Source organism: Deltaproteobacteria bacterium (genome assembly GCA_009929795.1).
Lineage (GTDB): Bacteria > Desulfobacterota > Desulfovibrionia > Desulfovibrionales > Desulfomicrobiaceae > RZZR01.
Map to the genome: position 1 here is coordinate 1 of RZZR01000098.1, position 8808 is coordinate 8808.

Below are 8808 nucleotides of genomic sequence, written 5' to 3' on the forward strand. Positions count from 1 at the left end.
CCGGCGATGGCCACGGCCCCCAGGCCGAAAGCCGCCGCGGATCTGGGCATGGTCTTGATCAGACCGCCCAGACTGGACAGGGCCGTGGTCCCGGCCCCATGCAGCACGGCCCCGGCCGACAGGAACAAGAGCCCCTTCATCAGACTGTGGTTCAGGACATGCAGAAAGAGGCCGGCAAAGCCGAGCAGACTCAGGCCTGGCAGGCCATAGGCCAGACCGGCGCACCCAACTCCGAGGCCCAGGACCATGATCCCGATATTTTCGGAACTGGAATAGGCCAGCATGGTCTTCAAGTCCTGCCGGCCCAGGGCAAAGAGAATTCCCAAAAAGGCCGTGACCAATCCGACGATGATCAAGACCGCGGCCTGCCATGAGGCCACGGGAGCGGTCAGGGTCATAACCCGAAGAAGACCGTACAGGCCGGCCTTGATCAGGGCCCCGGACAGAAAGGCCGAGACATGGCTGGGAGCCACCGGGTGAGCCTTGGGCAGCCAGACATGCATGGGCATGATGCCGGCCTTGGCCCCGAAACCGATCAAGGCCAGCACAAAGATGATCCCAACGTCGAGGCCGCTCAGCGAGGCCGTGCCCATGGCCGAGAAGTCCAGCGAACCGGCCCTGAAGGCGAAAAAAAGAAGCATGGCCGTCAGGAAGGCCACTCCGACATGGGCGGCGATCAGGTATTCCCGACCGGCCTCCCGGACATCGGCATGTCCGTCGTTCAGGGTGATGCAGAAGAGGGGGGCGATGGACATGATCTCCCAGGCCACCAGGAACAGGAAGACGTTGTCCGCAGCCATGGACAGGGCCAACCCGAGCACGGTCAAAATAAAAAAGGCCCAATGGGCCCCGAGATTGCGGCGTCCCGCGTACTCTTTGATGGACGAGCTCCCGTACAGGGCGGCAACTCCGCCAAGGAGAAAAACGGGCAGGAGAAAGAGGCAGGACAGGGGGTCGAGCAGCAGGCCGAATCGGCCCACCGGCAGAGACCAGTCGATGGTCAGGGCAACGGAAGCGCCTTCAAGCAGAGTCGACAGGGCTGCGACAAATCCTGCGGAACAGCCGAGGATGCCGACCAGGGGCCCGGCCCAAGCCGAGGCCGACGACCGTCCCAGGAGAAATGACAGGACGCTCCCGAAGAGAAGCAATCCCAAAGCCAGCGTGAACAAGGTCATGAGGTTCGGCGACCGCCCTGGATGATGCGTGTTTTCATGTTCAATCGAACGTACATGCGTCTTCGCAGAAGACCCGATACGCCAATCACTTCAAATTATTGGAAATCAAGCCTTTCTTCATCTTAACGGCTCGGAATCTCTAGGCTAAGCGTGGAGAAAAGTCAAAGGGTTCTCGCTGGTCCGGGCAAAAAAAATCGGCAGACCCGTGTCGCGCATGCCTGCGGGATTCAAACCAACCGTGAATCGATCCAAGGTCCACTCAGTGTCGGAATGCGTAGTTTTCCTTGAAGAACTCCTCTACATACCAGGGAATCTGCTCGTCCTCGGTCAGGACCATGTCCAGGAAACGGACCGATCCCAGAAGCCTGCCCAACTGGTCGAGCTTGTCCTCCATCCTGGGGCAGTCGTACTTCCTGATCTCGCCGCTTACCATATCGCCCCGTATCTCCACCCGCAGGCCCAGGTGACGGAGGACACCGGCCACCATCCTGGCCCTCCGGGTCCGGCGGGCGACGTCCGCTGCCCCGCCCTTGAAGGAGAACGTAATGTAGTTGTCGTGAACATTGTCCCCGCAAAAGGCGTCGATGGCCACGAAATGATAGCCCAACCGGGCGTTGTAGTTCAGGTACTCCCGGGCCACGATGGCATAATTCGGGCCGGCCAGCAGACGCTCGGCTCCCTGGGGGGCATAGGCCAGTGGACACGGATAGCGCCCCTCGGTCCTGGGTGAGCAGGTCCAGGGGACATCCGGATGGGACATGCCCCGGAGCAGGGCCTGCAAAGGCCTGGAAACGACCTGGTCCCCTCCGATTGTCCCATCCCGGATCTCGCTCTCAATACCCCCGCCGAGGTCAAGGACAAAGGTGTTCAGGGGCAGGTCGGTCTGCAGGCGCACAGCCTCATGCTTGTCGTCGTCGATGTCTTGGCCCAAATGAAACATCTCGATCATGGACTTCTCGTGGACGTACCGGACCACGTCGTGGAGGCTCAGACATCCTTCAGGCCGGAAGACCGGCAGCTTCGGATCGTAGAGGTTCAGGGGAACGACCTTTTTCAGGGTGTCCCGGACGAGCCTGAACAGGGGCCCGCCTTTCATCATGTTGGCCTTGGGTCTGGACCGGATCAAAGAGGCCACCTGACCGGCGTAGACCACACGGTTGGTGGCGTCCAGGGTGATCTCATCACCGTGATTCAGGACGGCTGTGGCCCGTTCAGTGCCCACCAGGGTCGGCAGGCCGAACTCACGGGACACCGAGGCCATGTGCCCGGCCACGCTGCCCATGTCGGTGACGATCCCCTTGATCTTGTTCATCAGCGGCACATAGGTCGGCGAGGTCTTGGCCGTGACCAGGATGACCCCCTCGGGCACGGCTCCCAGATTGTGATCGGACCGAAGGACAAAGGCCGGACCAAAGGCCGCACCGGCCGAGGCCGTGGATCCTCCGGACAGGAGGATCTCATGACCCTCGGCCTCGGGTGGCTGAGTAGAGGTCTCGGTCTGGTCCGGCTCGCGGTCCTTCGGGTTCAGAGGCCTAGCCTGGAGAATGAATAGTCTGCCGGACTGATCCACGGCCCACTCAATGTCCAGAGGCTCCTTGTAGTGCCGCTCCAGAGCCAGACCATACTCGGCCAAAAGTTGAAGCTGGGCGGGGTCCATGCAGGGCAGGACGCCCTTGGCAGGATCCACGGGATCCTCCGTCAGACCTCCCCCGGCACCCATCACGATCTGTTTGGACTTGAGAGCGACGCTCGCCTCAGTCACCTGCCCGGTAGACTTGTCGATCTCCCAATGGTCCGTGACCATGGTCCCGTCCACCACGCTGACTCCCAGGCCCCAGGCCGCACTGACGATCATGGTCTGCCGTCCGGGAGCGTTGGGGTCTTCGGTGTAGAGAACCCCGCTGGCCATGGCCGCGACCATGTTCAGACAGAGCACGCACATGACCACGTCCTGGTCCCGGTAGCCCATGCTCCGACGGTAGAACACGGCCCTGGGGCTGTACATGCTGGCCACGACCTCCTTGTAGGCCTCGACCACGTTTTCCTCGCTCACATTGAGCACCGTGGAATGCTGTCCGGCAAAGGACGATTCGGAATCCTCGCCCGTGGCGCTGCTCCTGACCGCCAGCCGGGTGCCGGGACCGAGCTCCCGGAACAACTGCCCGGCCTCGTAACGGATTCGAAGCCCCAGTTCTTCCGGAAGCTCCGTATCCCTGATCAGACCCTGAACGGCCCGGCAGGCCGCATCCAGACGGTCCGTGTCTGAAATGTCCAGTCCTCGGAAGCGTTCCCGGATGGCCTCGTAGAGACCCGTGGACCGCAAAAAATGATGTCCCGCGTAGGCAGTGACCACGAAGCCCCTGGGCGTGGGCAGACCGACCCGGTTGGCGATCTCCCCCAGGTTGGACGCCTTGCCCCCAGCCTGGGCCTGGTTCTCGTGGCTCAGGGACGCCAGGGGGAGAACCAGGCAGGTTCGCTCCGGCTTTTTCTGTCTGGTCAGTCCCCGAAGGATTTGGACCCCGATCCGCTCGGTCACAGCGAACAGTTCCGGGTACTTGCCCTGGGACACGGCGTTGAGATCCTCCACCAGCTCGTACACCACGGCCGTCAACTCCTCGCATTTCGTCAGCACCTCTTCGTAGGAGAAGGGACGCAGGCCGAAGAGAAGGTCCTCCAGATCGTTGATCAGATTTAGGGACAAATGGTTGTGCCGCAGGAGCTGCTTGAAATAGAGGTACTTGCGCTGGACTTCCGTGACCTCGGCCGGAATATGCGCGGCCCGGTCCTCGACCTTGAAAAGCCTGTCGAGCTGTCTGAACATCTCGGTCCTTCCTTGACGCGGTTCGCCGCATCCGCCGTTTCACTTCCGAAACGAGTAGTTTCCTTTCCGAAACTGGTCCGCATACCAGGGGATTTCATCCTCGTCGACCAGGACCATGTCCAGAAGCCGGACGGAGCCCATGAGCCGTCCGATCTGATCCAATTTGTCCTCCATGCGCGCCGAGTCGTATTTGCGGATCTCGGCCCGGAGCATGTCGCCCCGGATCTCCACCCTCAGGCCCATGGGCCTGAGGACCGCGGCAATCATCCGGGCCAGCCGCGTTCTACGGGCCGCGTCCGTGGCCCCGCCCTTGAAGGAGAAGGTGATGTAGTTGTCATTCAGATTGTCGCCGCAAAAGGCGTCCACGGTCACATAATGGTATCCCAGACGGGCGCTGTAGTTGACGTATCTCCGGGCCACAATGGCATAGCTGGCCACGCCCGGGAAAGCGTCCCGCTGGGGGTCGTTCAGAGAGGCCAAACTCATGATGGCCGAGAACTCGGTCAGATGAAGCCCCACCGGGTCCAGCCAATGCAGACCCGGATACGACATGCCCTTGAGCAGTGCCCTGAAGGGTCTGGAGGCGATGTCCTCCTCGGACACCAAACCGTCCCGGGGCGGGTTCAGAAATCCGCTGCCCAAATCCAGAATGTGGATTTTCAGGGGCAGTTTGGTCTCGAGAACCGCGGACCACTCATCCTCGTCCCCGATCTCGTCGCCCAGGTGGAACATCTCGACCATGGACATCTCGTGGATATAGCGAACCAGGTCGTGGACCGTCAGGCAGCCCTCGGGCCGGAACGATTCCAGCCTCGGGTCATAGAGGTTCAGGGGAGAAATTTTCTTCATGGCATCCTGAACCAACTGAAACAATGGCCCGCCCTTCATCATGTTCTTGGCGGGCCGGGTCCGGACCAGGGAATCGATCCGGCCCGAGTAGACCACCCCGTTGGTGGCGTCCAGGGTGATCTCCTCTCCGTGGGGCAGGGTGGACGTGGCCCCTTCCACCCCCACCAGGGTCGGCAGGGCGAACTCCCGGGCCACCGAGGCCATGTGCCCGGTCACGCTGCCCACCTCGGTCACGATACCCCGAACCTTGTGCATCAAAGGCACCAACCGGGGCGTGGTCTGGGCCGTGACCAGGATGACGCCCTCGGGCACGGTCCCCAGATGCTGGTCGTGGCCAAGGATAAAGGCCGGACCCGAGGCAGCCCCGGCCGAGGCCGTGGACCCGCCGGAAACAAGGATCTCGTGTCCGGACAATTCGACCTCGTCGATGGCTGCCTCGGCCGAGACTCGCTCCAAATCCTTGGGATTCAGTGGACGGGCCTGGATTACGAAAAGCCTGCCGCCCGGGTCCAGGGCCCACTCAATATCCAGGGGCTGCTTATAGTGGCGCTCCAGGGACAGACCATATTCGACGAGATGGGCGAGTTGAGCCGGTTCCAGGCAGGGCCGGTCCACCATCTCCGGCTCCACGGCCTCCCGGGCCATGCCGCCCCGGCTCCCCATGACCACCCGCACCGGCTTGGTCGCGGTCCTGGCTTCAAGAACACGTAGATCAGTCTTATCTATCTCCCAATGGTCCGTGGGCATGGACCCGTCCACCACTCCCACTCCCAGGCCCCAGACCGCCCCGACGATCATGACCTCCCGTCCCGGGACGTTGGGGTCCAGGGTGTAGAGAACCCCGCTGGCCTTGGCCCGGATCATGTTCAGACAGAGGACACACATGATCACATCCTGGTCCCGGTAGCCTACGCTCCGCCGATAGAATACGGCTCTCGGGCTGTACATGCTGGCCACCACCTGCCGATAGGCCTGGAGCACGTTCTCCTCCCGGACGTTCAAAATCGTGGCGTACTGTCCGGCAAAGGATAATTCCGAGTCTTCACCCGTGGCGCTGCTCCGCACGGCCATGCGGACGTCGGACCCGAAATCCCTGGCCAGCTGGACGGCCTCGTGTTTGATTCTCCGCTCCAGTTCGTCCGGCAGTGGCGCGGCCAAAATCCGCTCCTGCACTGCTTGGCAGACCTTCTCCAGCCGGTCCGTGTCCTCGATGTCCAGCCCCTGGAACTCGGCCTTAATGAAGTCCACCAGCCCCGCGGCCCACAGAAACTGGTGACAGGCAAAGGCCGTGACCACGAATCCCCTGGGTGTGGGCAGACCGACCCGGTTTATGATCTCCCCCAGATTGGCCGCCTTGCCTCCGACCTGCTCGGCGTTTTCACGGCTTAAGGCCGCTAGGGGCAGGACCAGGCCGGAGCGATTCGGCCGCCGCCTCCGGGATAGGGCACCCAGGACCTGGATACCGATCCGCTCGGCCACGGCAAATAATTCCGGATACCTGCCCCCGGACATGGCGTTCAGATTTTCCACCAATTCGCAGACCACACCCATCAGGGCCTGGCACCGCTCGAGCACTTCCTCGTAGGTGAAAGGCCGGTCGGCCAAGGCGAGCTGTTCCAGGCCGTTGACGATCTCCAGTGACCGGTGGTTCTCCTTGAGCAGATCCTTGAAATAGAAATACTTGCGTTGGGACTCCGGTTCCTCGTAATCTTTCCGGTCCGATCCCTGGGCCCGGCCGAACAATCGCTTGATGAACCGGATCATGCCTCGCTCCATGGGGCGCAGGCGGTCTTTGGCGCGGGTGAACTGCACATATGGAAAAAATACCCTTGATTTCGACCGATGACAACACGGGGATCAATTCGGATTTCAGTGGAAGAGGTCACAACATCAAATGGAACGACTCCATCGGATCCGGATCGGCCCTTGACAAAAGGGGTGAAATTGAGGCCTGTTCCGTTCATGTTCATTTCGTCACAAGCCTTTTTCGAGAACGATCCGGTCCTCGTCCCCCTCCTGGACGAACTCCCTCTCGGTGTTTCCATTCTGGATTCCCATGGCCGGGTCATCATGGTCAACCGCGGCTACGAGATCCTGACCGGCGTGGACCGCCACCGGGTTTGCGGCCTCGGCTGCCTGCACACCCTGCGCTGCAGCCATTGCTTGGCCGGCTGCCCGGTTCGCGACGGGCGGACCACCTTTGCCCCCATCCATTGCGACGCCGACATCCTGACCCGCGACCGGCGAAAGGTCCAGGTCCGGCTGACCGTGGCCCCCCTTGTCGACGAATCCGGGCACCACCGGGGCTATGTCGAAACCGTCCAGGAGCGGATCGCGCCGACCCGAACCGACGGCTACGACCATCTGCCTTTCGGCATGGACGAGCTGGTCGGGGTCAGCCCCCAATTCCGCCGGGTCCTGCGCATGCTACCCAGCGTGGCCCAGACCGACTCCTCGGTCCTCATCACCGGCGAAACCGGAACGGGCAAGGACCTCCTGGCCGAGGCCATCCACAAGATCTCCGACCGGGCCCGGGGGCCCTTTGTCAAGATCAACTGCGGGGCCCTGCCCGACACCCTTTTGGAATCCGAACTCTTCGGCCACGCCAAGGGGGCCTTCACCGGAGCGGACCGAAACAAGCCCGGGCGTTTCCGCCTGGCCGACAAGGGCACCATTTTCCTGACCGAGATCGGGGACCTGCCCCTGGCCCTTCAGGTCAAGCTTCTCTCGGTTCTGGACGATAAGATGATCTACCCATTGGGCGGGACCACCGGGTTCCACGCCGACGTCCGCATCATCGCCGCCACTCATCGCCATCTGGAGGACATGGTCGCCCAGGGCCGGTTCAGGCAGGATCTGCTCTTCCGCCTAAACGTCATCCGCCTCCACGTTCCTCCCCTGAAGGAACGGATCGGGGACATCCCCCTTCTGCTGGACCACTTTCTCAAGGAATTCCAGGCCAGATTCAAGAGCCGGGCCCAGGCCTTTTCCGACGAGGCCCTGGACCTGCTCCGGGCCTACGATTACCCCGGCAATATCCGGGAACTGAGAAACATCGTCGAGTACGCCGTCAACTTCTGCCCCGGCGAAACCGTTTCCGGCCGAGACCTCCCGGCCTACCTCCTGGCCCAGGCCCTGTCCGCCTCACCGCAGGCCGGACCTTCGGGACACACGGCCCAGCCCCCGGGTGATCCGGCTCCAACTCCCAGAACCGACTCCACATGGACCGAGACCGAGCGGGACATGATCCTGGAGGCCATGGTCCGGGCCAAGGGCCGCCGGGGCGAGGCCGCCAAGGCCCTGGGCTGGGCCAGGAGCACCCTGTGGCGCAAAATGCGGGAGCATGGGCTGAGCGCGCCATGAGCCGCAAGATCCTCATCCCCCTCTTCGGCAACGAGGTCGCCCCCCGGTTCGATTTGGCCACCGACGTCATGCTCGTCCTTGTCACCTCCAAGCCGGACAAACCGGCCTGCTGGGAATCGCGCATCGTGGTTTTGCCCGGGCCATCGGCCGACGAACTCTGCCGGCTCATCCTGAACGAGGACGTTCAGACCGTGGTCTGCGCAGGCATCGAGGACGAATACTTCCAGTTTCTGACCTGGAAGGGGGTCACGGTCGTGGATGAGGTCATGGGCCCTGTGGACAGGGTCGTGACCGCCCTGGCCAACGATGCCCTCGACCGGGGCACGGACTTTTACGGCCCATCAAATGTTTTGTAATGTCCTTTTTTGATTTTTGTCGAATTTTTTTTTGTTGTATTATGTTTCATTTTTTATCTCCATCCATACTGGGCGCAGCTCCAAATCCATCGATATCCATTTGGTTTTCTTGCTCTTCCTTGTGTCGGCACGATCATTGCCAAATGATTGGCCGCTCTATGTATCAGAACAGGACAGGAGATCTCCACCCGGACATGCAGATCCTCATCGCCGACACCAACCCCGCCTTCAGGGACCATCTGGC

5 protein-coding genes are annotated in these 8808 nt (G+C 62.0%); 2 read left to right on the forward strand and 3 right to left on the reverse strand.

Going from position 1 to position 8808, the window contains the following annotated elements; all coding sequences use genetic code 11:
• The 3 genes from EOM25_10250 to EOM25_10260 form a co-directional block, all read right to left on the reverse strand.
• A partial coding sequence (locus EOM25_10250) for a hypothetical protein (protein ID NCC25559.1) occupies positions 1 to 1175 on the reverse strand: 1175 nt, incomplete at its 3' end.
• 259 nt (positions 1176 to 1434) lie between these two features.
• Complete coding sequence (locus tag EOM25_10255) at positions 1435 to 3996, reverse strand: pyruvate, phosphate dikinase (protein ID NCC25560.1); 2562 nt, start codon at positions 3994 to 3996, stop codon at positions 1435 to 1437.
• Positions 3997 to 4035: 39 nt separating this feature from the next.
• Positions 4036 to 6657, reverse strand: a complete 2622-nt coding sequence (locus EOM25_10260; protein NCC25561.1) for a pyruvate, phosphate dikinase — start codon at positions 6655 to 6657, stop codon at positions 4036 to 4038.
• Positions 6658 to 6807: 150 nt separating this feature from the next.
• Here EOM25_10260 and EOM25_10265 point away from each other — a divergent pair, with 150 nt between their 5' ends.
• Positions 6808 to 8208, forward strand: a complete 1401-nt coding sequence (locus tag EOM25_10265; protein NCC25562.1) for an AAA family ATPase — start codon at positions 6808 to 6810, stop codon at positions 8206 to 8208.
• The gene (locus tag EOM25_10270) at positions 8205 to 8564 is read left to right on the forward strand and encodes a dinitrogenase iron-molybdenum cofactor biosynthesis protein (GenBank protein NCC25563.1); all 360 of its coding nucleotides are present in this window, start codon (positions 8205 to 8207) and stop codon (positions 8562 to 8564) included. Before EOM25_10265 ends, EOM25_10270 begins: the two co-directional genes overlap by 4 nt.
• Positions 8565 to 8808: the final 244 nt, after the last annotated feature.